The organism is Flavivirga eckloniae (assembly GCF_002886045.1).
In the GTDB taxonomy this organism is placed as follows: Bacteria; Bacteroidota; Bacteroidia; order Flavobacteriales; family Flavobacteriaceae; genus Flavivirga; species Flavivirga eckloniae.
The window spans coordinates 3,432,880-3,458,095 of record NZ_CP025791.1; the positions used below are offsets into that span (position 1 = coordinate 3,432,880).

The following is a 25,216-nucleotide window of genomic DNA, read 5'->3' on the forward strand; positions in this document are numbered from 1 at the left end:
CGTCTATGCTTTAGATAAATTTCGGTAGGAATCTTTTTTCGTGATACCTCATAGTGAGGAAGGAACGATTGTGTTAATCTGTTTATTGAAAGCAGGAATACACTTTACGCTATTAGGTTTCAATTAAAAAGATTCCTGCTTTACAGAAACAAGTTCAGTACATATTGCAGGAATATATCACTTCTTAAAAATAGCATACACCGGAAAATGATCACTATAACCACCTTTGTATTTTTTGCCCACATAGGTTCTAAAAGGAGCGCCTTTATATTTTCCATCGAAAAGTTTTAGATAATCTTCGTCGAAAATATTGGCAGTACTAAACTCGAACTGGTCGGTGGTACTTTTAAAGAAGTTTGTTGAAAATAAAATCTGATCGAATAAATTCCACTGGCGTTTATGGTTGGTCGTTCCTCGGTTGTACGATCGTAAGGTTTCCATGGGATTGTATAGATTGAAACCTTCGACGAGTCGTTTAATGCTGTTACTGGAAGGGTCGTCGTTAAAATCGCCAACAACAATAATTTTTGCATCAGGATCATCATTTCGCAGCATCGAAATAATCTCGCCGGCTTTGTCAGATGACGCGATGCGTTTATGTTCGGTTTCCTTTGCACCTTCACGTCTAGACGACCAATGGTTTACAATAACGTGAATTGCCTCACCATCCAATAAACCAGAAACCAATAAAATATCGCGCGTATAATCCGGAGAACCGTCATCATCAAATAGCTCAATGGTAAAAGTATCAGAAGATAGGACTTCGAAGGCATTGGTATCGTATAGCAAAGCTACATCAATACCGCGTTCGTCTAAAGAATCGTAGTGAACATAATCGTAGTTACAATCCTTTAAATGCTCCGATGCAATTAAATCTTCAATAACAGAAGCGTTTTCAACTTCAGCCAATCCAACTATAGCAGCATGTTTTCCTGTTTCGTGCCTTCCAATATTGGAAATGGCAAACCCTAATTTTCTAAGTTTATTTTGATAGCGTTTAGGCGTCCATTTTTTAACCGACATGGGTAAAAAATCATTATCGAAAGTATGCTTATCGTCGCTAGTATCAAATAAATTTTCGAGGTTGTAAAATGCTACGGTTTGCAAATCGTGGCGTACAGAAATGTCGTTGAAGGAATTGCTCATAAAATCAAAAATAGGCTTAAAAATATAAAAATAATAATACCTGTAAATGTTTAACTTTGCAACATGATAGAAAAGAAAGATATCGCTTTAGAAAAAGCTGTTTTAATTGGCATTATTACTAAAGATCAAGACGAGACGACATCTAAAGAATATTTAGATGAACTGGAGTTCTTAACCTTCACGGCCGGAGGGTATGCTATAAAGCGTTTTACCCAGAAAATGGATATGCCTAATCCTAAAACGTTTATAGGAACGGGTAAAATGGAAGATGTGCGTAAGTATGTTGAAGAGCATGATGTTGGAACTGCTATTTTTGATGATGAACTATCGGCAGCACAAGAGCGAAATATTAGCAAGATACTTAATATTAAAGTGTTAGACAGAACGAATTTAATACTGGATATTTTTGCGCAACGTGCCCAAACAAGCTATGCCAGAACACAGGTAGAGTTGGCGCAATGCGAATATTTATTACCGCGATTAAGGGGTATGTGGACTCACCTTGAACGTCAAAAAGGGGGTATTGGTATGCGTGGTCCGGGTGAAACCGAAATAGAAACAGATAGACGTATTGTAAGAGATAAAATAGCATTGCTTAAATCGCGTATTAAAGCTATTGACAAGCAAATGGCTGTGCAACGTGGTAATCGTGGTAAAATGGTACGTGTAGCACTTGTGGGGTATACCAATGTTGGTAAGTCTACCTTAATGAACGTGATTAGTAAGAGTGCGGTTTTTGCAGAAAATAAGCTATTCGCAACGCTCGATACTACAGTTAGAAAAGTGGTGATTCAAAACCTGCCATTTTTATTAAGTGATACTGTTGGTTTTATTAGAAAATTACCAACCCAATTGGTAGAAAGTTTTAAGAGTACATTGGATGAGGTTCGCGAAGCCGATTTGTTATTGCATGTAGTGGATATTTCGCATCCTAATTTTGAAGAGCATATTGAATCTGTAAATAAAATTCTGGGAGAAATTAAAAGTAGCGATAAGCCAACTATTATGGTATTTAATAAGATTGATGCCTATCAGGCAGAACCTTTTGATGACACCGATTTAGTTGCCGAACGAACGGAAGCTCATTATAGTTTAGATGAATGGAGGAGTACTTGGATGAACAAGGTAGGCAAAAATGCTTTATTCATTTCTGCTTTAAACAAACAGAATTTAGAGGACTTTAAAAAACGTGTTTACGATGAGGTTCGCGAGATTCATGTTACACGTTTTCCTTATAATCACTTTTTGTATCCGGATTATAATTACGAGGATTTGGAATAGGTCTTTGTCATTCAGAAGCCTGCCTGCCGGCAGGCAGGGAGGCACGACTGAAGAATCTCTAGAAATTCATTAAAAGATTCTTCGCTACGCTCTGAATGACAAAAATTTTTAGTTTCGAACCTTTCTACAATGATACACGTACTCTGTAATAAGTTTTTTGTTAGAAGTCATATAACAATCTTCAAAGACCTGCTGAAACTTTTTAAAATTAAACTTGGTGTATAAAACCTGACTGAAATAACAGTTGTCGCTCAAAAGATCGTAAGCGTTTTGAATAATGTTAAGTCCTTTTTCTTTACTAAAAAAAGAAAAGGGAATAGACGATATTACCGCATCAATATCTTCATTTATATGTTTTTTCAGATTTTCGGCACCGTCGTTAATTAAAATTAATCTAGAGTCTGGTATGCTTTCTCTAACATGCTCGCAGAAGCTTTTATTAACTTCGAAAGCATATAATTTTGAAGTCGAAGCCATAGTATTTAATATTTCTTGAGTAATATTACCATGACCTACACCAAATTCAACAATAATTTTATTGTCTTCTTTTGGAATATTTTTACAAATATTAACTTCTGCATATCTGCTGGTTTTAGATATGGCACCTGTAACAAACAGGTTTTTTGCATATGCTATTGAAGTTTTAAGTTTCTGATTCATACGGTTAATTTAATTGTCGGAATTTTATGTCACAAGATAACGAAAATGAGTAAATCCAAAAATACGATCCCGGGTTAAAACTAATTTCTTGATGGGCTATTCCAGCTTGAGCACCCCAAATAATTTTATTGTTTTTTGAAGAAAAATAATATCCCAAATTTAACTTCTGGGACTGTAGATTAATTATGGCATCTTCGTTTCCTCCAAAATTAAATCTGTTTTCTTCTGGGGAAAAACCTGCCCCTACGTCAATGCTCAAGAAATTATTGGCATCGCGTCTGTATTTTCTATAACTCAACGTGCCCGATTTACTGGCGCCAGGATGACCGGGAGTAACATAAGCCCGAAACGACCAGTAACTATTTCCTGTATACCAACCTACAGAGCCGGTATAAATGTTAGTTGTGGCACTGTATTTTAAAGCTCTAAACCCCAGAGAGGCTTCGAAACTTTTGGGTAAAGATTTATACAATTCTGCACCATACCTTATATTGGGAAATAAAAAGGAATTAGCCCATCCAAAGTTTACATAGGCATAAAGCCCTTTTACAATTCGGGGGTACATATCGACCTCTAGTTGTAGGCCGTTAGATTGGAATCTTCTGTTAAAATTGGCCTTACCGTGAATACCACCATATTTTGTTTGTCTTACGTATTTGAACAAATGGTATTGCATAGGGTCGAATGTTTGGGAGTAAACATCTACTGCAGACTTTAGTCCGATAACATTGAGGCTCAGCTTATCTATTAAACTTGCTTTATAAGTTTTACTTTTTTCATGATCTGGGCTTTCAAGCAATAAGTTGTTAATCGTTAATAGGGCTTCTTCCGGATTGTTGGTAGCATCTTCGGCACTTGCCTTTAAATATAGAATGTCCGGATTTTTAGGCAAGTGGTTTAATGCGATGTTGGTCATTTTTAAGGCACTAAAAGGGGCTTCACTATAAAGCTCGTTTTTTATGGCGGCTACCCAAGTATCTGGTCTATCCGGTGCTTTTTTTAATATATAATCAAATTCTGTTTTGGCTTTTTTATAATCGCCATCCCAAGAATATGTGCTTGCTAAAAAAGAACGGATATCATGATAATCTGGATATTTAGTTAAAATATGCAACAAGGTATCTTGCGCCTGTTTTCGTTGTTTATTAAAAGCCAATTCCCTTGCGACTTTAAAGGCTCTATCGGGGTCGCCCTTAAAGGCTTTTTGTTGCCCTAAAGCACAAAAGCTCATGAAGATGAATATTATAAAAATATGTTTATTCATAATTGAAATTGATCTTTGTTTTATGTCTGGTTGAGTGCCGCTGATACCTATTCAAATGGGGACTATTTAAACCTCTCTACTGAGCTCCTTTAGATCGATAAAATAGTTCTGTATTATTGAGTTAGACTTTTGTTAAAGGCTAAATAATCTGAATTATTAGGATGGATTTTAATAATACTATCCATGAGTTTAATAGCAAACTTTGTATTGTCTATTCGTTTGAAAGCTTTAGCCATTTTAAATGATATTTCTGGATTTATGACGTCGTTTGTTATAGCTTGCTCAAATATTTTTATCGATTTTTCATCTTGTCCAGACCACCAATACATGTCTAGAATTGCCAGATAGCCATCATCATAATAAGGCGATCGTTTAATGGCGTTTAATAATACCTTTTCAGATTTCTCGTAATCCTGTTCCCAAGCTAAGGACCTTCCTTTTAATATTCTGGCATCGGTGTAATTAGGATATTCGTTTAATATGTAATCGCACAGCAAGCGGGCTGTTTTGTATTGCTTTTTAAATGATAGGTCTCTGGCTATAAATAAAACGTCATCATATGTTTTTCCTTCGGCATGTTTATTAATTGAAGCCAATTGTTTTGGGGAAAATTCGGTTTTGGGCGTTATATAAATATTGAGCGAGTCTGGAAAGATTTTATTCTGCTGGGTTACATAGGCATTCATTTTTTTGAAAGCCAATAGTGAATCGGCCATCGTTTTGGTTATAACGGCTTCACTTACTTTATAGGTTCCAAAATTTTCATTTATTTTAAACAGTTCGCCATCGGAATAAAAATAGTCTTTGTATATAAAATCATTAATACTTCCCTTATAACGCATTAAGGGTATTTTATGAATATTTCTAAATTGTCTGGCTGTATCTAATCCTTTTCCAACCCAAGGCACCTTGTTTAATGGTTTAAATTTGAAGTTCTTGGTTAAACTTTGTAGTAAACTTGGGGTAACATCCCAGTGTGACGACACAGACTTAAACGAGTCTGCTTTTTTTAGCATGGGGCTGTATATTAAAAAAGGCACATGAAATCGGCAAAGTTTGTCTTTTTGAGTAATTGGAATAAGCCTATGGTCGCCAGTTATTACAAAGATGGTGTTGGAATAATCGGAGCGTTGTTTATAGGCATGCATAAACTCCTTTATGGCATTATCGGTGTAAAGCAGGCATCCGAAAATATCCTTATGATCGATTACTTGTTCTTTTATAGATTCAAATGTTCTGGAAGATGCTAGTAGTTTATCTACCTGAGCCATGTAGGCTTCTTTTTTGGGGTATTCAAATGGTTCGTGTGTAGAAAGCGTCATAACAATATCTAAACGCGGTTGTTTTTCTGTTTCGAAAGAAGTTAGTGCTTTTCTAAATATTTCGCTATCTGGATATCCCCATGAAAAACCGCCGTCATTCCCTTTGGTTTTTTCGAAACCAGGACCGTATTTGTTTTCATCTATCAAGGTTTCAATACCGTTATACTCCAGAAAATTGATTTTTCTGTCGAAACTTGATGGTCCACCGGAATAATACGAGGTTTTATAACCATTTGCTTTTAGAACGCTTATAAGCGAAATGTGCGATGGTGTTTTGGTTAGATCTAAAAATCCTGTTTCGCCATAGGGTAATGAGCCAAACAAAGCGGGCAATATTCCAAAGGATCTTCCTGTGGTGCTTACAAAGTTTTTCCAGTATAACGATTTTTGTATAAGCGAATCTATGTATGGCGTAAAACCACTATATTCATTTCCGTTTACAAACTCACTTCCTAGGCCTTCTACAACTATAACAACAATATTTGGCTTTTCTTTATTAAATGTTAGGTAGGGAGATAGTACGTCTTTGAAATTATGCGATGATTTTAATAACGGATAATCGGTTCTGTTTGCAAAACTTGAAGCATTAAGCTTACTTTTTTCATGTTGGAATTTTATGATATCGTTTGTTAAAAAAGCAATTTTATTTTGATGCGAATTGTGGGATGCTTGTGGAATGGTTAGTTTTAGGCATCCTAGCAGTACAGCAGATATAATTCCTAATCCTATTAACTTTCTTGCATTCAAAGTATTGTTAACATACCTAAATAGCAATAAGAATAGTAATGGGAAAATGATAAATGGTAAAAAGTAGGTAATAGAAATGGATTCTGATACGGAAACGGTGCTGAAGGCATCATCGAACGAATAACCTAAAATGTCTACTCCTAAATTTAAATTGGTGGTTATGGTATATTTTACAAGCGAGAATTGAATAATAATCAATAAAACAAACAATACTTTTATAACAGTTAAAGCCTGTTTTTTTACAAACTGGGTTAATAGCATAAATAAAGGAAAGCATAGTACTCCCATCGTTATACCACTCCAGAAATCATTAACTAGCTTATATATTGACGCTAAAAAAATATTGGTCTCCAATGTTTTTAAAGCAAAAAGTTCAAATAGACTTACAAGCCATAATCCGCCCATTAGCGATAGGGTTAAATAGATGTATGTCGTAATAGCTTCTTTTTCGATGTTAAATTTCATGACATTGTTTTTTTAACGTATTAATTTGAGGCTAAGCCTTTTCTTAGCATGACTCCCCATTTCTTTTTCTTATTGAAATAGTAATCGTAATTCCCCTTTATGGCAGCATATAGAATAAAGGGATGTAACACAAATGGTTCTAGTGCTGTTAGTAAAACCAATTTGTAACCTGTGCCTTTCTTTTTATATTGATGAAAGGTCAATTCTTCGGAATAGAGTGCTATTATTGAAAACAATACCGAAAAGATATATGCCAGAAGAAGGAATGAAAGCGCGTATTCCCATCTTACTTCTTTTAGTATAACTAGAATAACAAAATAAATAATACCAATTGTTTCTATAATGGGGGCCAAACGTTCGAATATTAACCAGTAGGGATAACTTAGCATACCAAAGGAGCCATAGTTTCTGTTGAATCCGATTTTTCGATGTTTCTTTAGTGTTTCAATGGTACCCCGGGTCCATCTGTTACGCTGGGAAATAAATATTTTATAGCTATCCGGAGCTTCGGTCCAGCATAATGGATCTGGAATATAGGAGACTTTGTATTTTTCGTTTTTTTCTTCCATATACCGTCGCATACGTACAATTATCTCCATGTCTTCTCCAACAGTATTGGTGTCGTATCCGCCCACTGCAATAGCTGTTTCTTTATCGAATATGCCAAAAGCACCAGATATCACCAACAAACCATTTAACCGACTCCATGCCATTCTGCCCAATAAAAATGCTCTTAGATATTCCAGTATTTGAGATTGTACCAAAAGGGCTTTAGGTAGGTTAACATCAATTAGTTTACCACCTCTAATAATACACGAATTGGCTATACGAATAACGCCTCCTGTAGCTATTACTTTGGCATCGGTTTCTTCTAAAAAAGGCTTAATCATTTTTTGAAGGGCATCTTCAAGTAGTAAACAGTCTACATCTATACATGCAACATACTTACTTCTACTAATATTTAATCCCATGTTTAAAGCGTCTGCTTTTCCGCCGTTTTGTTTGTCTACAACCGTTAACTTTTCGAAAGCTGGGTTTTTGGATTTAAATACACCGGCGCGTAAGGGTTGGGTTTTAATCTTTTCATTGATTATAAAATCGATTTTTTCTAAATCGTAAGCTTCTATAAGTCGTTCTAAACTGTCATCTGAACTCCCGTCGTTAATAATAATTACATTATAATTGACATAATGGTTAGATAATAACGATCTTACATTTTCCACAACATTTAGGCTTTCGTTATAAGCTGGGGCAATTATGGTTATTGATGGTGATATGGTAGACGAGAGAATATCTTTATAATTAACAAAGCTGTTTTTTTTAAGATATTCTATAGTCTCTTTACCAGATATTACCGATAGAATGATATAAGAGGAAATGGCTGCAAAGGCATAGCCAAAAAACAGGTAATGCAGTATTTGTAAAATTATTTTAACTGTACTGGTATCCATAGTTATATATTATTTACAAACTTTAATATCTTTTTATTGCCTTTGTTTTTCGGGGATTTACTAAGTCCCTGAAACTTATCTAGATTGATCGATTTTAATATTTTAAGTGCTAATAGCTGTATTTCGAAATTTTTATGGAAAAGGTGCTTTTCAATAAAAGGTTCATCAGACGGCACCACTAATTTTTCGAGTAAACCAAAAAAACTAATCTGCTCTTCTAAGCTAAGTTCATTGAAATTGGCTTTTAGCATTTCTTTTGCTTCTATACCATATAAACTGGTTAGTACTTGAATTGTTCTAACCCGAACCTTTTTTGAAGGGTGGGATAATAGCTCCATTAAGGTGTCTTTAACTTCAAATTGATTATAAATTTCGGCGAGTTTTAGAGCAAATAAAACCACTGTTTTGTTTGTTGACTCTAACCAGGGTTTGATATCGCAAATTTGCTGATCGTCAAACTTTTGAAGAGTTTCCAGAAGTTGTACCTGTGCCCATTCAGATAATGGTGTTTTTAAATCGTTTAAAAATGAAAGCCCTTTAAACCGAAACATGTTAACCATGTATAGCTGGGTTTCTTTTCTTACCTCACGTCTTGGATGTTTAATAAACGGTTGTACAAGGTCGTGTGCTTCTTCAATTTTAAAGCGTGTTAGCTCCCCGATACCTTTCGCGATGATGTACCAATTTTTGTTTTTTAAACGGGAGAGGGCATAATCGTAAAGCCCTGTTTTAAAATAGAGTGTTTTAATTAAATCAGACATTTCGCCTGATACTTCATTCATTAATTTATATAGAATGGAAATAATGATTTTACGTTTCGATTTTATATGTACTGAAGCTTTTAGTTTTTCTATGATGGATAATTGAAGATCGTTAATAGTTCCATCCTCCGAACTGGAGTACAGATATTCAATTAGTGAAGCTTCGTATGTTTCTTTAAATTTGGTGCTTTCTTTGTCTTTTTTTCTAAGGGCAGATCGTATTAGCTTTAAGTATATCGTAAGAATAACTATGGCAACAGATAGTGTGCCACTAGTAGCCCAAGCCAGTTTTATTAGCAATGGGGCTTCGTTAAAATAGTCGATAAGGTATTGGTAAATTACCATAATTAACGATATTTTTAGCTTATAAGTCTTTTTACTCTAATTATTAATTCGTTTGGACTAAATGGTTTTCCCATAAAATCGTTAGCACCTAAATTGAATGCTTTTAGAACCATTTCTTCTTGACCGGCAGATGAGAAGACAATTATTGGTGTGCCTGAATCTAATTTCAATCTCATATGACTTATTACTTCCAACCCGCTAACAAAAGGCATCATAATATCTGTTAGGATTAAATCGGGGTTTTCCTGTTCAATTAAGTTTACAGCTTCTCTGCCGTCTTTTGCCATAAACAATTCATAGCCCTCTTTTTCTAACCTAAACTTCAATAATAATGAAAGCGTAGAGTTGTCTTCTGCTAAAACAATTTTTTTCTTGTCCATTATGAATTGATTTTAATTTCGGATTGTATTTCCTCTTTTACGGCTTTAAAAACAGTTAAGCAATGGTTCACCAGAGTTTCTATGGTATCTAGGTTTTGTTCGTTTTTAAAGTTGGACTCTAATTGAAGTATGGTTGACTCTAGCTCTGAAATACCAAACATACTTATGTTTGGTTTTATTTTGTGGGTAGCTTTAAACAAGGTTTGCCAATTCTTAGCAGGAACTTGTAACGTTAAAGCTTCAATATACTCATCTATAAGTTCAAGAAATAGTTCCATTATTTCTTTAATAATAGAAATATCGTCTAGAGTATTTTCTCTCACTATATCAATATTGATATAGTGATAATTTGATTTTATCATAACCCCTTTATTTTAGAATTTTCTTTCAAAAACTGCTGCAATATAAGAAATTATGTCGATAAAAAGCAAAAAATACCGATAAAAGGTATTTATTGTGAGAAAAATTGAATTATAATTATGATAGATAAAGGAATAGTGATATCCTCCTTTTCTTAAATTTAGGTAATAAAACAGTGGGGGAAGAACGAGTATTCTTAAAACAAAAAATTAGAGGGCTAGAAAAGTATTTATGACATGCATTTTCTTTTCTAGCCCCCTAATTTTTATATGTGGTTTGTTTAGACTTGGTTTTAGAACTTGTAGTTCAGTCCGAACATCCAATAACTTTGTAAATCATTATCAACATCGTCAAAAGAGGTCGCTGTAGGTGGTGTTTGCGCTAAGGCAAAGTTAAGTGCTTCTTGTTTGTTGTCTCTCAAACCAAAATCAAAACCAACACCAATCTTCTTCCATATGGTATATCCGAAAGAATTTGTCCAAGTCCAGTTGGATAAATTTGAGTTCTCGTAGCTTTGAAACATTGAAAAGTTTGTTTTAAAACTAATCGCTTTAATTTGCTTGACATAATCGATAAGGATTTTTGCTCCTAACGATGATTCGAAAACAGTATCTCCTTTACTAAAAACAAAGTTGTAATTTCCAGGATGTACTACTACAACGAGGTCTTTTATTGGTGTCCAGGTGGCTCCAACCCCTAAATCTAAATACCCCGGATCGTTAAAATTGCTTAGTAATGTTGTTCTGTATTCAGCCAATCCGGAAAGTGCAAATTTTTCACTTAGTTTGTGTCCGTATAAAGAGGTAATGTTAAAAACGTCTGTTGCTTCTTGAAACTCGTCGCTGTCTGTTGGGTCGTCTTTATCATCTAACTTTACCCAAGAGAGGTTTACATTGGCACTGTTTCTCCAAAAGAATTTTTCTTTATTTAGATTAGCAAATGCATTAACGGTAAATCCAATGTTTCCCGAATTGTTGTTTGGAGTGCCTTGCGCATACCAGTTTTTAAAACTGGAAATGCTACCTCCTATGGTACCAAAAGCGCCCTTTTTCCATCCTGGGAGTGCATCAATTTTTGCTTGAATGGCATCTACCCGAGCCTGAATTGCTGCAATAGAATCTTTTTTAGGTTTTTGTTCTGCTTTTAGCTCTTCTAAGGTTTGTTGTGCATGTGTTAAGGTAATTCCAATTAATAGGATAAGTGGTAGTAATAGTCTTTTCATTTTAAGTTAGTTAAATTTGAGTAATATTAACTAATTAGACCCTTTCTTACAAATAAGTCACAAGAAAATTATTTGTTTTTGTAAAGAGGAACAGAAGAACAGGCTTCACCATACATTATGGACTTAGCAAAAGGCTTTAATTTATTGGAAAGCATGATGTAAGCATTTTGCGGTACTGGTTTTTTGGAGCAGCCTTTTATAATAACAGGCTTGTCTTTAAATGGGGTAACATCTAGTTGATTTAAAATGTCTTGGTAAATAGAAGTTTCCAACATTTCTAAATCTCCAACAACTGTTTTTTTTGTAAAAGGTTCTAAATGAATACTAAGGAGCATATATGCCCATCCAGGAATAATGGCATCGCTACTGCATGTTAAAGCTACATAGCTATCTTGATATTGAGACCAGTCATGTTCTAAAGCTTGAGTTCTAAAGTTTTTTTCACGCAATACAAAGCCTTCAAACAACCAATCTTTAATATCAAAAAGTATACGTTGTCCTTCTGGATAATAATCTTCAAGGTCGATTGTTTCTAACTTGCTACTCGCTACGCGATTTATGATCTCGTCTTTCATAAGCCTCTCCTAACCTCTCCAAAGGAGAGGAATAGCTTGGTGTTTATTTTAATTAAAAAACAGTGAACGCAACTGTATAGTAAATACTGAACACTGTATACTGCAACTGATCACTGGACTGAACACTAATTAAAGCATCCCTAACTCCAATTTAGCTTCTTCACTCATAAGTTCTTGTGTCCAAGGCGGATCGAATGTAATTTCTACCTCGGCACTTTTTACGTCGTTTAAAGATTTTACTTTTTCTTCAACTTCTAATGGTAATGTTTCTGCTACAGGGCAATTAGGTGTTGTTAAGGTCATTAAGATTTTTACATCATAATCTTCGTTAACAAATACATCGTAAATTAATCCTAGTTCGTAAATGTCTACAGGGATTTCCGGATCGTAAATAGTTTTTAAAACATTTACTATTTTTTCGCCTAATGCGTTTGTATCTATTGTTGTTTCACTCATCTTAAAAATGTTTATTCGTTTTTTGTTTAGTCGTTAATTACTAAACAAATCAACACTAGTTTAACTGTGTTTGGTACGCAATAGCGTACATTTTAAGCTGCTTTACCATACTTACCAAACCATTAGCTCTTGTAGGTGATAAATGCTCTTTTAAACCAATTTTATCTATAAAATCGGTGTCTGCGTCTATAATATCTTTTGGGTGCTGATTTGAAAACGCTCGTATTAAAATAGCTATGATACCTTTTGTGATAATAGCATCACTATCCGCTGTAAAAGCTATTTTATCGTCCTTCATTTCGGCATGTACCCAAACTTTACTTTGGCAACCCTTAATAATGTTGCTGTCTGTTTTGTATTGGTCGTCGATTAGGGGTAGTTCTTTACCCAAATCGATCATGTATTGGTAACGTTCTTCCCAATCGTCAAACATTGAGAATTCGTCTATAATTTCGTTTTGTATATCTTCAATAGTCACAGTTACAATTTTAATTGGTCTCCTTGAGAGGTTTTTATAAGAGCATTTATTAGAGAGGTCTCGACTGTACTCAATCTAGTCCTCTATCTAAAATACAAAAATACAACAACATAACTTCCTATTCAATGTTTTCTGAAATTGATAGGATTTCTTTAACAAGTGCTTCTATTTCTTTTGGCGGATTCCCATGATCGAAAGCGCTTGTCTGATAGGTCGTGCCGTTATAAATAATTTTTAACCTAGCTATCGCTGCTCCGTCAAATAGACGATTTTGCGAAGGTGCCTTTAGATTCGGTATATTTTCAACATTAATAGGTTTAAGTTCTTTTAAAAGGCTGTTCCAGTATGTTTCACTGCAGGTTTTAGTAAAAGGAGTAGCATCGTCTCTTTTATTTTCAATTGAAACCCTTTTTTTGTTGATTTTTATGTTTTCATAAGAGCCCCTAGATGTTGCCGAATATTCAAATGAAACAGCGTTTTGATCTATTTTAGCGCTTGAACAACCATTATCTGCAAAAACTAGAGAAAGAAGCATAAAAAGAAATCTCATATGATTTGTTTTAAAAATTGTTCAATATTTACGAGAGCATCATTTTTGCTTTTTTAACGCCTTCAACTAAAGCGTCAATTTCTTCTTTGGTATTGTAAAAGGAAAATGAAGCGCGAACGGTTCCTGGAATACAATAAAAATCCATGATTGGTTGCGCGCAATGGTGTCCTGTACGCACAGCGATTCCTAATTTATCTAAAATAGTACCAATATCGTAAGGATGTATATTTTCTAAATTAAAGGAAATAACCGATGTTTTACTTTTTGAGGTTCCGTATATTTTTAAACCCTCTATTTGCAATAATTTTTCGGTAGCATAATCCAATAAGTCATTTTCGTAAGTGGCAATGACATCAAATCCGATGCTATTCATGTAGTCGATCGCAGCCCCAAAAACAATACCTCCAGCAATGTTTGGAGTACCAGCTTCGAATTTATGAGGTAAATCGGCATAGGTAGTTTTTTCAAACGTTACTTCGGCAATCATTTCACCACCACCTTGATACGGCGGTAGTTTATTAAGCCATTCTTCTTTTCCGTAAAGCATACCAACACCTGTTGGACCACACATTTTATGGGCAGAAGCGACATAAAAATCGACATCCAAAGCCTGAACGTCTGGTTTTATATGTGGGCAGGCCTGGGCTCCGTCTATTAACACTGCTGCACCGACTTGGTGTGCCTTTTCTATAATATACTCAATAGGGTTAATGGTTCCTAAAGCATTTGATATATGGTTTACAAAAACGAGTTTTGTGTTTTTAGATAACAGGTTATCGTAATCATCCATTATTAAAGCACCATCTTCGTTCATCGGAATGACTTTAAGAACGGCTCCAGTTTGTTCGCAAAGCATTTGCCATGGTACAATGTTGCTATGATGTTCTAAAGCTGAAACAATAATTTCATCGCCCTTTTTTAAGATTGAAGAAAACCCATTAGCTACTAAATTAATACTATGTGTTGTGCCTGATGTTAATACGATTTCATGTGAGAACTTCGCATTAAAATGAGCTTGTATTTTTTTACGCGCTTGTTCGTATAAATCGGTTGCTTCCTGACTTAACGTATGTACACCACGATGAATATTGGCATTGTAGTTAGAATAATAATCTACTATAGCATCAATAACTTGTTGAGGTGTTTGCGATGTTGCAGCATTATCAAAATACACTAAGGGTTTGCCATTTACTTTTCGCGAAAGAATGGGAAAATCGTTTCTTATGTCTTGTACGTTGAACATGGTTTTTTGTTTAGACCTGATAAACATCTTTTGATTCTGCTTAGGTTAAATTTGACATCTTTTTCACTAGGTTTGACCTTTCGACTGCGTTCGAGGTGACATTATAGAAAAGATATAGTATATAAGCGAGAAATAACTTTAAACAATTTTGAAAGTAATACGTGTACGCCACTAAAGGTCGAACCCAATATTAACACCTAGTTTGTTTGCGATAATTTTAGTAATACGTTGTTTCATCTCAGGAATTTTAACCGAGCTTAATACATTGTTACTAAACGCATACATTAAAAGTGCTTTGGCTTCTTTTTCTGGAATCCCACGCGAACGCATATAAAACATAGCGCTTTCGTCTAATTGTCCTATGGTACATCCGTGCGAACATTTAACATCGTCTGCAAAAATTTCAAGCTGTGGTTTCGTATTTATAGTGGCTTTATCACTTATTAAAATATTGTTGTTCGCTTGAAATGCATTGGTTTTTTGGGCTTCTTTTTCAACAATAACTTTACCATTGAACACGCCTGTTGAGTTCTCTCCAAAAATACCTTTATAATCTTGATGACTTTCGCAATTAGGTTCTATGTGATGTACTAAGGTATTGTGATCTACATGTTGTTTTTCACCAATAATGGTAACGCCTTTTAAAATAGAGTCGATGCGTTCTCCTTCTTGAAAGAAGTTGAGGTTATTACGGGTTAATTTACCGCCAAAAGAAAAAGTATGTACTGAGGCAACACTTTCTTTCTTTTGTTTTATAAATGTATTATCTATTAGGGATGCGTTAGAGCTATCGTTTTGAATTTTGTAATAATCGATAATAGCACGTTTGTTTGTGAAAACTTCTGTAACACTATTTGTAAGCACAGGGTTTTCGTTTAAACTCTGATGACGCTCAATAATTTGTACATGCGAATTCTCATCAACCACAATTAAGTTACGTGGTTGTAACATGGTTGCCGATTCGTTTCCAGTTGAAAAATGTAAAATTTGAATTGGTTTTTCTACCAATTTGTTTTTTGGAATATGAATATAGGCTCCTTCACTTGAAAAGGCTGTGTTTAGAGACGACAGACTGTCTTTCGTCGCAGCTTTATTGAAATAATTTTCAATTAAAATACGATATTTAGGCTTTGTAAGCGCCGACGACATTAAACAAACATCCATACCATCATGTGTGGTTTGGGATAGGTGAGATGAATATTTACCATCGATAAATACAATTTTATAAGTGTCTATATCGTGGATAAAATATTTTTTAATGTCTTTGTATTCCAAGGCATTTTCCTGTTTTGGGAATACGCTATAATCTTCCTTTAGTATTTTATTTAAGGAGGTGTATTTCCAGGCTTCCTCTTTTTTTGTTGGAAAACCTTTTTCTTCAAAAATCTTAATAGCATCGTTTCTCACATCGTGTACATACGTGTCGATATCTGTTTGATTTTCAAATACTAAAAAGGATGATAATAATTTTTCTTTTAAATCCATCTTGTTCAGTTTTCAGTCGCAGTGTTCAGTATTCAGTATTCAGATAATGTGTACTTAACAAGAAACTGTTTACTATTTTTTAAGGTTTGAATATTCAGTTAAGCGCTGTCAAACTGCAAACTGAGACTGAATACTGCAAACTAATTTTAAGCGTTTACTTCTTCTTTAATCCAATCGTAACCTTTTTCCTCAAGTTCATGTGCAAGCTCTTTGGTGCCGGATTTTACAATTTTTCCGTTATATAATACATGTACATAATCTGGAACGATATAATCCAATAAACGTTGGTAATGTGTGATAACTACAACGGCGTTATCTTTGCTTTTAAGTTTGTTAACACCATTGGCAACTATACGTAAGGCATCAATATCGAGACCAGAATCTGTTTCATCAAGTATGGCTAATTTTGGCTCTAACATAGCCATTTGAAAGATCTCATTACGTTTTTTCTCTCCTCCGGAAAAGCCTTCGTTTAACGAACGTGATAAAAACTTTCTGTCGATTTCTAAAAGCTCCGATTTATCACGGATTAGTTTAAGCATATCTTTGGCCGGCATGTCTTCTAACCCTTTTGCTTTTCGGGTTTCGTTAATGGCCGTTTTCATGAAATTGGTAACAGATACCCCGGGAATTTCAACTGGATATTGAAATGATAAAAACACACCTTTATGTGCGCGTTCTTCGGCAGCTAATTCATCAATATTTTCACCATTAAATTCGATACTGCCTTTTGTTACCTCATATTCTTCCTTTCCTGCAACAACAGAAGCTAATGTGCTTTTTCCAGAACCATTTGGTCCCATAATGGCATGTACTTCACCTGCTTTTACTTCAAGGTTTATACCTTTTAAAATGCTTTTATCTTCAACACTTGCGTGTAAATTATCAATTTTTAACATACTTTTTAATTCAAAGTTTTAAACTCAATATTCAAGGTTTTAAATCTTTTATCTATATTGATTAGTTTCCTAGTTTTACAATGTTCTTATCATCTTTTTTTGGTGCTGTTACGTCTAAAATTTCAACAATTTCGACTTTGTTTTCCCAAAGTATTTTTTCGTGTTTTTCATTTGTTACGCGCCCTCTAATTTCTACAGAAACCATATCTGTTGGGTTCGATTTATAACTCTCGGCCCTTTTATTAAGTTCGTGCATCTTATTGGTAACTAAAACACCATAAATATTTGCGTGTGTTTGTAATACCGCAGCACCATCGTAAAAAACAAAATCCCCTTTTAAGAGCGTTAATCCGTCATTTTGCTTTTCGGTTCTCTCAGGGTTTTCTAATGTAATAGCATCTTTATCGGATTTGGATTTTGTTTCATTTTTACAGCTTAGCAGCACTGTTAAGATGATTGCGATAAAAAATGTTTTTTTCATTTAATTTAAATTTATATGCCAGATTTGGTTGATGAGACACTTCGACTGCGCTTAGTGTGACATATCTTTTTAGATTTTGATATTCAGTCAAGAGCCAGCAAACTGCGACTGAACACTGCCAACTAAGTTACCCAACACTTCCTTCTAAACTTATTTCTAATAATTTTTGTGCTTCTACAGCAAACTCCATAGGAAGCTTATTTAAAACTTCTTTACTAAATCCGTTTACAATTAAAGCAATGGCTTTTTCGGTATCGATGCCACGTTGGTTACAATAGAAAATTTGATCTTCTCCAATTTTACTTGTTGTAGCTTCGTGTTCTATTTTAGCCGATTTATTTTTAGCTTCTATATATGGAAATGTGTGTGCACCACACTCGTTACCCATTAGTAAACTGTCGCATTGCGAAAAGTTACGTGCGTTTTCTGCTCTTGAGTTTATCTGAACCAAACCACGGTAGCTATTTTGCGATTTCCCTGCTGAAATTCCTTTTGAAATGATAGTCGATTTAGTATTCTTTCCTAAATGGATCATTTTGGTACCGGTATCGGCCTGTTGGTAGTTGTTTGTTACTGCTATAGAGTAAAACTCTCCAACAGAGTTGTCGCCTTTTAATACACACGATGGGTATTTCCATGTCACAGCAGAACCCGTTTCAACTTGCGTCCACGAAATCTTTGCGTTTTTCTCGCATAAACCACGTTTCGTTACAAAGTTGAATACGCCTCCTTTTCCTTCCGCATTTCCAGGGTACCAGTTTTGTACGGTTGAATATTTAATTTCTGCATCTTCTAAAGCGATTAACTCTACAACGGCTGCATGCAATTGGTTTTCGTCTCTACTTGGTGCTGTACAACCTTCAAGGTAACTTACATAACTACCTTCGTCTGCAATGACCAACGTTCTTTCGAACTGTCCCGTACCAGCCTGATTAATTCTGAAATAGGTTGATAATTCCATCGGACATTTTACCCCCTTTGGAATATAGCAGAAACTACCATCACTAAATACTGCACTATTTAATGCAGCATAAAAATTATCTTTTTGAGGAACTACGGTTCCTATATGTTTTTTGACTAGTTCCGGATGCTCTTTTATAGCTTCAGAAATACTCATAAATATAATGCCTTTTTCCCCTAAGGTTTTTTTAAATGTTGTTGCTACCGAAACGGAATCTACAACCACATCCATAGCAACACCTGCAAGTTTCTTTTGCTCGTCTAAGGAGATGCCCAGTTTTTCGAAAGTTGCCAATAATTCTGGATCAACTTCATCTAAACTGTCGTATTTTGGTTTGCTATTAGGAGCAGAATAATATGAAATACCTTGAAAATCCGGTTTTTCGTAACCAACATTTGCCCAGTCTGGTTCTGTCATTTCTTTCCAAACACGAAAAGCTTCCAATCTCCAATCCGTCATCCATTGTGGTTCTTCCTTCTTTTTGGAAATGGCTCTTACAATATCTTCGTTTAAACCATTTGGAAATGTATCTGACTCTATATCTGTATAAAAACCATACTCATATTCTTTGGTTTTTAGTTCTTCTCTTAAATCGTCCTCGGTGTATTTATTGCTCATTGTTTTTAGTTATAATAAGTCTTCCCTTTGGGAAGATTTAGATGGGCTTTTTAAAGTGAAAATGATTCCCCACAACCACAGGTACGGTTGGCGTTAGGGTTGTTGAATACGAACCCTGTTCCGTTTAATCCTCCAGAATATTCAAGGGTGGTTCCGATTAGGTATAAAAAGCTTTTTTTATCTACGATAATCTTTACGCCATTATCTTCGAATACCTTATCGTCTTCTTGATTTTCTTTGTCGAACTTTAAATCGTAAGACAGCCCAGAACAACCGCCACTCTTAACTCCTACACGTACATAGTCTGTAGTGGGGTTATAGCCGTCATCGGTCATTAACTCAATAACTTTCTTTTTAGCTGTTTCAGAAACTTTTATCATAGTGTTTTTAATTTAGATTTAGAAATGTGCTCATTACCACTTTATTAAGACAGTTTCTAAATAAAGTACAAATATACAATATAAGTCATGGATTACCATATAACCTAACATTATATTAGTATATGGGTTTATAGGTTTTGTTTATGGGCTTTAGTGGGAGGTAAAATATCTTGTCTTTTTTATTACTTCTAAAATATGGCAGGTTTTATAAAACTAAGGAAAAACCTTAGTTGTGCTAAGGGTGAAATATGTTAAAACTGTTAAAATGAGCTAGTTGCTTGCTGAAAAAACAAGGATTTTCCTTACTAATTACAAGGGAAACCTTAGTTGGCTTTTCGTATATATTATCTAATTTTAGTGAAATACTTTTATATGTTTTGATGACTATAGAATAACTGTTTTTACCCTTAGCATATTTTTATTTTAAGGTTAAAAAAGGAAACTGAAGTATTTATTAAAAGCGAAAACTAAAAACTATGTTTAATAATTGTAAATGCCATTTAGAACCTTTTGTTTTAGGTATTATTATTTTTCTATGCTTTGTGTCTGCACTTAATGCCCAATATACAATAAATGGGCTTACAAATGTCGACCAATATCAAACAGAGAACTATTATATAAGTGGACCTAGTTACAGTGATATATATTGGAATATAGATCATGGAGGAACCATAACAGGTCCCAGCACTGGAGCTAATACATCGGTTCAATGGACAGGTACTAGTACAGGTAAACTTTTGGCTACTGTTATAGATACTAATTCTAATGCTCATGTTTTAGAATTATCCGTAACTATTACAGGAGCAGATCCGCCACCTTCTGCGCCAGGAACACCAACAGTAAGCGGTGTTTGTGAACCAGTATTAACAAGAGCCGGTTCACCCCCAAGTGGTGTAACATGGTATTGGCAAGGAAAGAATGCAAATGGAACAAGTACAGCGAAAAACTCAAGTACTCCTTTTTTAGTTGATGAAGGTAGTGGGGTTTACTATATAAGAGCAATAAATTCAAATGGTGTATGGAGTAATAACTCGGGCTCAGTAGAAGTATATGCAGATGTCTCCAAACCTCTATGGTATACAGACGTAGATAATGACGGTTTAGGAGATCCAGCTAGTCCCCCAATATCTAGTTGTACTCAGCCTACTGGACGAGTATCTAATAATTTTGACCAATGCCCTACTCAGTCAGGTACTCTTTTAAATAACGGTTGTGCTGGAAGTGGTGATCTAGGTTCAACTGATAAAAACTATGTGCATACTGTTACGCCTTTAATAGCTGTTAGTAATGTATCTCAAATTACGAATAACGATGATAAAATAGAAAGTGTTACTTACTTTGATGGATTAGGTAGAACAATCCAAAATGTGGGAATCCGTGCCGGGGGGCAAAGACAAGATATAAAAACACCTTCAGTTTATGATGAATTTGGCAAGCAAACAAAAACCTATTTGCCTCATGCGACTGTTACAAGTTCAGTAACGACATATACAAATAATACGACAATTATTAATGATTTAAATACATATTACGTATCAAAATACAGTAATCAACTGAATGGGAGTAATCCTAACCCTTATGCAGAAAAGCGTTTTGATAACAGTCCACTAAACAGAGCTTTAGAAACTGGAACTCCTGGTGAAGATTGGCTTATTAATCCTAATAGTGATAATGATCATACTACAAAATATGATTATAATACGAATTCGACCGATGAAGTTTATAATATAGATTATCCCGGAACAGGACAACCGCTTTCTATTTCCAACTACTATACAGAAGGCGTGCTTTTAAAAAACACTTTTAAAAATGAAAACTGGGTTACTACTGATGGAAAAGTCAATACAAAAGATGTTTTTACAGATAATAGTGGTAAAAAAATAGCTGAGTATAGCTATATTAAGGAAAGTGTTACTCTTAAAACATTGAAAACCCATTATGTTTATGATAATTCGGGAAACTTGATCTATGTATTAACACCAAAAATATTTTCTATTATTAGTGGATCTACCATATCGGTAACTAATTTAAACAATTTAGCTTTTCAATATAAATATGATATATACAATCGCCAGATAGAACAAAAAGTGCCTGGGAAGAAACAATGGGAATATATGGTTTATGATCAATTAGACAGACCTATTTTAACCCAAGACAAAAATCTTAAGGATGATGGTAAATGGCTTTTTACAAAATATGATGCTTTTGGGCGCGCAGTTTATTCTGGTTTATATACAAGTAGTTTAACAAGAGACCAGTTGCAAACAGCTGTTGATACTTATATAATTGGTAATACCACCAATTTGTCAAATATAGAATCAAGAGCTCTATCTGCAACGAATATTGGAGGAATAAATATTAATTATTCAAATAACGCTTATCCAACTACAAATTTGGAAGTATTGACTGTTAACTATTTTGATGATTATACTTTTACAGATTCTGATAAGCCAGCAACCCCTGCTTCCATTCTGGGGCAAGTTGTTACAACGAAAACAAAAGGATTGCTTGCGTCTTCGTGGGCTAAAACTTTAGGAGCGTCATCATGGGCGAAAAACTACATGTATTATGATGATAAAGGGAGAGTAATTAATATATATGAAAAAAATTATTTAGGAGGATATACTCTAAATAAAAGTAAGTTAGATTTTAGTGGAAAGATTAAAGCTTCATTGACAGAGCACAAAAGAACATCGGCTGATACACCTTTAATCATTAAAGATTATTTTACTTACGATCATGTAGAAAGACCGTTAAGTCATACCCAAAGTCTTGGAGGAGACAATAATACGGTCGTAGAAGATATGATTGTGTTAGATGATTTATCATCGCTTCCTAATGCGACAATTGATCATGTGGCTTTTGAGTCCATTACCATAAAACCAGGATTTATAGCCTTGCCAGGGTTTAGTGCCAGTATAGAAGTATTCGACAGGGAATTAATTAGTTATAATACGTATGACGAACTGGGGCAATTAATAAACAAAAAAGTTGGAGGTGAAGCGGAACAAGTGATTGCGAATAGTACTGGGTTACAAACCATGGACTATAATTATGATGTCCGTGGCTCGCTCAAAGGTGTTAATGATGTAGATAACATTGTTAACGATTTATTTGCCTATGAACTCAATTACGAATCTGGAGAGGGTACCAACTTTAATGCTCCACAATACAATGGTAACATCTCTCAAATGGTTTGGAAATCGGGCCATAATAACACTAAAAAATCCTACTTCTATGATTATGATGATTTAAATAGATTTAAAAAAGGACGTTATGGTGAAGGAGCTGGTTTAACGACTAATTGGCAAAAATTTGAGGTTAATGTAAATGGGTACGATCATAACGGGAATATTACAGGTCTAACACGAAGAGGTTCTTCGTCAGGAACTACGATAGATAATCTAGCGTATCATTACGATACTGGTAGTGGCAATCAGTTAATGAGAATTACAGACACTTCAACAAGCGAAGGTTTTAAAAATGGAACTAATGGTGGTGATGACTATGCCTATGATGATAATGGTAATTTAACTAAGGATCTAAACAAAGGTATTTCCCTTATAGAATACAACCATTTAGATCTGGTTACCAAGGTGACTTTTACTAATACATCTAAAATAGAGTTTGTATATGATGCTTTTGGGGTTAAATTAAAAATGACATATACACCTAATGGAGGTAGTGCAACAACTACAGATTATATTGGAGGTTTCCAATATACAGGCGGGACATTGCAATTCTTTCCTACACCTGAGGGTTATATAGAAAACGATAATGGGAATTATACGCATGTGTATAGCCTTAAGGATCACTTAGGTAATAACCGGATTACTTTTAAAGATACTAATAATGACGGTATTGTAACTAGTGGTGAGATCCTTTCCAGTACAGATTATTACCCAATGGGATTAACCCATTATGGCGAATATGTACAAAATTCGAATTATAACTATAAATACCAAAATAAAGAGCAGCTTTTAGCCAATGGTTATAATATGTACGATTTCGGTAGTCGTATGTACGATGCCTCGGTAGGGCGCTGGTTTAATACAGACCCACAAAATCAGTTTGGGAGTCCTTATTTAGCAATGGGAAATAATTGGGTAGTTAGTGTAGATCCTAATGGAGAATTTGCACAATTTATAATCGCGGGAGCATTTTTAGGTATAATGAAGGGGATACACTCTAACCAAGTAAATGGTAAGGATCCGTATAGTAATATTGGGGGTATAGCAGGAAGTGCAGGAAAAGGAGCTCTAAATGGTCTTTTGTTTGGTATGAATGGAGTTATTGCAGATGCCATAGAGTTTGGCACAATGGGCAAGGCTTCAGTAGACATACCTGTATTTAAGAACTTTTCATTATCGTTAAGTCCTGCTTTTGCATTTGGGAGTAGTCAAAATTCTATCGGTTTAAATTTAACTGCAAATTATGAAATAGGAGACTTTACTTTGAGCGCATCTGCTACTGGAAGTTTTACTAACAAGGCAGTTGGGACTGGGAAAAGCGGTTTTGGAGGTGTTTTTTCTGGGGGAGGGTCATATGACGATGGAAACACAGGTTTTTCTTTATATTCAACGTATTATACAAATGTTGGAGGTGTAGGGAAACAACGTGTTGGGGGCTTAGGATTTAGGTCTGGAGATTTTAGATTCAGATATGAAAATGATGGCTTTCCTTTTGGTGGAACCTTAGGAGATGGAAATGACTCATATAGATCTGCTGCTGCTGGAATAGGTGTAGGGAATTACTCGGTAGGTTTTAATTTGTTTACTGGTAGTAGAAGTAAATCATCGTATGAAGGGGATAAAGACGAAAAGAAAAGAGCTAGAGCTATTGATAGATATGGAGATACGGGTTTTTACGGAGAACGTTACCCTAATGGTTTTGTGAACGAAACTGGTACTGCTTATAGGTTGGGAGCATTATATTTTGGATTTAAAAATTATAGAATTGGGATAGATTCTGATCGATACGTAAGACACCCTATACAAAATCGTTTTGCTCATGGTATTAATTCGCAACCAGGTTTTAGAAGTTATTCAGATGCAATATATTTATATAGTCAATATAAAACATCAAACCCTTTTAGTTTATGGTAAGATTATTTTTAATTTTTTTAATAGCTGGTAGCCTTATGTCTTGTGGTGTAAGCACTGAACATTTGAAAGAAGGTATTAAAAAGATTCCTGTAGATAAGAATTACTTTGCTCGTAAATTCAGAAATAAGTATAATGTTAAAATTCCAAATGAAGTTGATAGTAAATCTGTTTATCGAGAGGTTTTCTTAATTGAGAATGGTAAAAAATATGAAAGTAATAAACTTAGAGATTTCTCTCTACTAAGATTCTATGAAAATGGTTGCGTGAATAAATTTATTATTACTAAATCTCAAGATTTAGAAAGGATTGATTTAAATCCTGATGATAGGGGGTATAGAGGGGTTGTTTATACTAAAAAAGACAAATGTTTAGTTTCCTTTTTCGTCCCCGTTTCTGAGACTTATAGATATGGTTTGCAAAAGAAAATCATAAGTGTTGAAGGAGATACATTATTTATGAAGTATAAAAATGAAGATTTCATAACCGTATATGTTAAAGATAGCATTTCAAATAAAAATCTTAAATATATAGCTAATTGGTAATTCATAAAATTAAATACATTTCAACATTGTTTAAAACTA

The 25,216-nt window shown here is 34.5% G+C and carries 22 protein-coding genes; 3 read left to right on the top strand and 19 right to left on the bottom strand.

The window, feature by feature from the left end:
* Window positions 1-177: 177 nt before the first annotated feature.
* A complete protein-coding gene (locus C1H87_RS14180) occupies window positions 178-1,146 on the bottom strand; it encodes an endonuclease/exonuclease/phosphatase family protein (RefSeq protein WP_102756442.1) in 969 nt (322 codons plus the stop codon).
* A gap of 63 nt (window positions 1,147-1,209) precedes the next feature.
* On the opposite strand from C1H87_RS14180, the gene hflX reads away from it, so the two are divergent.
* Window positions 1,210-2,427, top strand: coding sequence for a GTPase HflX (gene hflX / locus C1H87_RS14185; RefSeq protein WP_102756443.1), 1,218 nt, complete (start codon window positions 1,210-1,212; stop codon window positions 2,425-2,427).
* Window positions 2,428-2,535: 108 nt separating this feature from the next.
* Here hflX and C1H87_RS14190 read toward each other — a convergent pair whose 3' ends face one another.
* The 18 genes from C1H87_RS14190 to C1H87_RS14275 form a co-directional block, all read right to left on the bottom strand.
* Window positions 2,536-3,087, bottom strand: a complete 552-nt coding sequence (locus tag C1H87_RS14190) for a class I SAM-dependent methyltransferase (protein WP_102756444.1) — start codon at window positions 3,085-3,087, stop codon at window positions 2,536-2,538.
* 4 nt (window positions 3,088-3,091) lie between these two features.
* The gene (locus tag C1H87_RS14195; RefSeq protein WP_102756445.1) at window positions 3,092-4,351 is read right to left on the bottom strand and encodes a YaiO family outer membrane beta-barrel protein; all 1,260 of its coding nucleotides are present in this window, start codon (window positions 4,349-4,351) and stop codon (window positions 3,092-3,094) included.
* Window positions 4,352-4,464: 113 nt separating this feature from the next.
* Entirely contained in the window at window positions 4,465-6,885 is a 2,421-nt protein-coding gene (locus C1H87_RS14200; RefSeq protein ID WP_102756446.1) for a sulfatase-like hydrolase/transferase, read from the bottom strand.
* A gap of 20 nt (window positions 6,886-6,905) precedes the next feature.
* Window positions 6,906-8,336, bottom strand: coding sequence for a glycosyltransferase family 2 protein (locus tag C1H87_RS14205; protein WP_102756447.1), 1,431 nt, complete (start codon window positions 8,334-8,336; stop codon window positions 6,906-6,908).
* A 2-nt stretch (window positions 8,337-8,338) separates the two neighbouring features.
* Window positions 8,339-9,442 carry a HEAT repeat domain-containing protein gene (locus C1H87_RS14210; protein ID WP_102756448.1) on the bottom strand — a complete coding sequence of 368 codons (1,104 nt, stop codon included), beginning with the start codon at window positions 9,440-9,442 and terminating at the stop codon, window positions 8,339-8,341.
* 14 nt (window positions 9,443-9,456) lie between these two features.
* Window positions 9,457-9,822 carry a response regulator transcription factor gene (locus C1H87_RS14215; protein ID WP_102756449.1) on the bottom strand — a complete coding sequence of 122 codons (366 nt, stop codon included), beginning with the start codon at window positions 9,820-9,822 and terminating at the stop codon, window positions 9,457-9,459.
* The gene (locus C1H87_RS14220; protein ID WP_102756450.1) at window positions 9,822-10,184 is read right to left on the bottom strand and encodes an Hpt domain-containing protein; all 363 of its coding nucleotides are present in this window, start codon (window positions 10,182-10,184) and stop codon (window positions 9,822-9,824) included. The genes C1H87_RS14215 and C1H87_RS14220 overlap by 1 nt, the downstream gene beginning before the upstream one ends.
* 290 nt (window positions 10,185-10,474) lie before the next feature.
* Window positions 10,475-11,404 (bottom strand): DUF3078 domain-containing protein, encoded by a 930-nt coding sequence (locus C1H87_RS14225; RefSeq protein ID WP_102756451.1) that lies wholly within the window; start codon window positions 11,402-11,404, stop codon window positions 10,475-10,477.
* 68 nt (window positions 11,405-11,472) lie between these two features.
* Window positions 11,473-11,979 carry a DUF2480 family protein gene (locus C1H87_RS14230; RefSeq protein ID WP_102756452.1) on the bottom strand — a complete coding sequence of 169 codons (507 nt, stop codon included), beginning with the start codon at window positions 11,977-11,979 and terminating at the stop codon, window positions 11,473-11,475.
* A 129-nt stretch (window positions 11,980-12,108) separates the two neighbouring features.
* Window positions 12,109-12,435: an SUF system Fe-S cluster assembly protein gene (locus C1H87_RS14235; protein ID WP_102756453.1), complete on the bottom strand. Its 327-nt coding sequence runs from the start codon at window positions 12,433-12,435 to the stop codon at window positions 12,109-12,111.
* Between the two features lie 55 nt (window positions 12,436-12,490).
* Complete coding sequence (locus C1H87_RS14240; RefSeq protein ID WP_102756454.1) at window positions 12,491-12,913, bottom strand: SufE family protein; 423 nt, start codon at window positions 12,911-12,913, stop codon at window positions 12,491-12,493.
* Between the two features lie 118 nt (window positions 12,914-13,031).
* Window positions 13,032-13,463 carry a hypothetical protein gene (locus C1H87_RS14245; protein WP_158655229.1) on the bottom strand — a complete coding sequence of 144 codons (432 nt, stop codon included), beginning with the start codon at window positions 13,461-13,463 and terminating at the stop codon, window positions 13,032-13,034.
* Between the two features lie 28 nt (window positions 13,464-13,491).
* Window positions 13,492-14,706 carry an aminotransferase class V-fold PLP-dependent enzyme gene (locus C1H87_RS14250; RefSeq protein ID WP_102758281.1) on the bottom strand — a complete coding sequence of 405 codons (1,215 nt, stop codon included), beginning with the start codon at window positions 14,704-14,706 and terminating at the stop codon, window positions 13,492-13,494.
* 171 nt (window positions 14,707-14,877) lie between these two features.
* A complete protein-coding gene (gene sufD / locus C1H87_RS14255) occupies window positions 14,878-16,191 on the bottom strand; it encodes a Fe-S cluster assembly protein SufD (RefSeq protein WP_102756456.1) in 1,314 nt (437 codons plus the stop codon).
* A 146-nt stretch (window positions 16,192-16,337) separates the two neighbouring features.
* Window positions 16,338-17,090: a Fe-S cluster assembly ATPase SufC gene (sufC, locus tag C1H87_RS14260; protein WP_102756457.1), complete on the bottom strand. Its 753-nt coding sequence runs from the start codon at window positions 17,088-17,090 to the stop codon at window positions 16,338-16,340.
* A 61-nt stretch (window positions 17,091-17,151) separates the two neighbouring features.
* The gene (locus C1H87_RS14265) at window positions 17,152-17,571 is read right to left on the bottom strand and encodes a hypothetical protein (RefSeq protein WP_102756458.1); all 420 of its coding nucleotides are present in this window, start codon (window positions 17,569-17,571) and stop codon (window positions 17,152-17,154) included.
* A 127-nt stretch (window positions 17,572-17,698) separates the two neighbouring features.
* On the bottom strand, window positions 17,699-19,150 hold the full coding sequence (sufB, locus tag C1H87_RS14270) for a Fe-S cluster assembly protein SufB (protein WP_102756459.1): 1,452 nt from the start codon (window positions 19,148-19,150) through the stop codon (window positions 17,699-17,701).
* A 50-nt stretch (window positions 19,151-19,200) separates the two neighbouring features.
* A complete protein-coding gene (locus C1H87_RS14275) occupies window positions 19,201-19,530 on the bottom strand; it encodes a HesB/IscA family protein (protein WP_102756460.1) in 330 nt (109 codons plus the stop codon).
* Between the two features lie 476 nt (window positions 19,531-20,006).
* On the opposite strand from C1H87_RS14275, the gene C1H87_RS14280 reads away from it, so the two are divergent.
* A complete protein-coding gene (locus C1H87_RS14280; protein ID WP_102756461.1) occupies window positions 20,007-24,635 on the top strand; it encodes a DUF6443 domain-containing protein in 4,629 nt (1,542 codons plus the stop codon).
* Entirely contained in the window at window positions 24,629-25,177 is a 549-nt protein-coding gene (locus C1H87_RS14285; RefSeq protein WP_102756462.1) for a hypothetical protein, read from the top strand. Before C1H87_RS14280 ends, C1H87_RS14285 begins: the two co-directional genes overlap by 7 nt.
* Window positions 25,178-25,216: the final 39 nt, after the last annotated feature.

Excerpts from the sequence above, each read along its gene's own strand:
- C1H87_RS14275 (WP_102756460.1), bottom strand. The coding sequence starts at position 19,530 with ATGATAAAAGTTTCTGAAACAGCTAAAAAGAAAGTTATTGAGTTAATG.
- C1H87_RS14195 (WP_102756445.1), bottom strand. The coding sequence starts at position 4,351 with ATGAATAAACATATTTTTATAATATTCATCTTCATGAGCTTTTGTGCT.
- C1H87_RS14180 (WP_102756442.1), bottom strand. The coding sequence starts at position 1,146 with ATGAGCAATTCCTTCAACGACATTTCTGTACGCCACGATTTGCAAACC.
- sufD (WP_102756456.1), bottom strand. The coding sequence starts at position 16,191 with ATGGATTTAAAAGAAAAATTATTATCATCCTTTTTAGTATTTGAAAAT.
- C1H87_RS14210 (WP_102756448.1), bottom strand. The coding sequence starts at position 9,442 with ATGGTAATTTACCAATACCTTATCGACTATTTTAACGAAGCCCCATTG.
- C1H87_RS14265 (WP_102756458.1), bottom strand. The coding sequence starts at position 17,571 with ATGAAAAAAACATTTTTTATCGCAATCATCTTAACAGTGCTGCTAAGC.
- C1H87_RS14200 (WP_102756446.1), bottom strand. The coding sequence starts at position 6,885 with ATGAAATTTAACATCGAAAAAGAAGCTATTACGACATACATCTATTTA.
- C1H87_RS14235 (WP_102756453.1), bottom strand. The coding sequence starts at position 12,435 with ATGAGTGAAACAACAATAGATACAAACGCATTAGGCGAAAAAATAGTA.
- C1H87_RS14205 (WP_102756447.1), bottom strand. The coding sequence starts at position 8,336 with ATGGATACCAGTACAGTTAAAATAATTTTACAAATACTGCATTACCTG.
- C1H87_RS14230 (WP_102756452.1), bottom strand. The coding sequence starts at position 11,979 with ATGAAAGACGAGATCATAAATCGCGTAGCGAGTAGCAAGTTAGAAACA.
- sufB (WP_102756459.1), bottom strand. The coding sequence starts at position 19,150 with ATGAGCAATAAATACACCGAGGACGATTTAAGAGAAGAACTAAAAACC.
- C1H87_RS14190 (WP_102756444.1), bottom strand. The coding sequence starts at position 3,087 with ATGAATCAGAAACTTAAAACTTCAATAGCATATGCAAAAAACCTGTTT.
- hflX (WP_102756443.1), top strand. The coding sequence starts at position 1,210 with ATGATAGAAAAGAAAGATATCGCTTTAGAAAAAGCTGTTTTAATTGGC.
- sufC (WP_102756457.1), bottom strand. The coding sequence starts at position 17,090 with ATGTTAAAAATTGATAATTTACACGCAAGTGTTGAAGATAAAAGCATT.
- C1H87_RS14280 (WP_102756461.1), top strand. The coding sequence starts at position 20,007 with ATGTTTAATAATTGTAAATGCCATTTAGAACCTTTTGTTTTAGGTATT.
- C1H87_RS14225 (WP_102756451.1), bottom strand. The coding sequence starts at position 11,404 with ATGAAAAGACTATTACTACCACTTATCCTATTAATTGGAATTACCTTA.
- C1H87_RS14245 (WP_158655229.1), bottom strand. The coding sequence starts at position 13,463 with ATGAGATTTCTTTTTATGCTTCTTTCTCTAGTTTTTGCAGATAATGGT.
- C1H87_RS14285 (WP_102756462.1), top strand. The coding sequence starts at position 24,629 with ATGGTAAGATTATTTTTAATTTTTTTAATAGCTGGTAGCCTTATGTCT.
- C1H87_RS14250 (WP_102758281.1), bottom strand. The coding sequence starts at position 14,706 with ATGTTCAACGTACAAGACATAAGAAACGATTTTCCCATTCTTTCGCGA.
- C1H87_RS14215 (WP_102756449.1), bottom strand. The coding sequence starts at position 9,822 with ATGGACAAGAAAAAAATTGTTTTAGCAGAAGACAACTCTACGCTTTCA.
- C1H87_RS14220 (WP_102756450.1), bottom strand. The coding sequence starts at position 10,184 with ATGATAAAATCAAATTATCACTATATCAATATTGATATAGTGAGAGAA.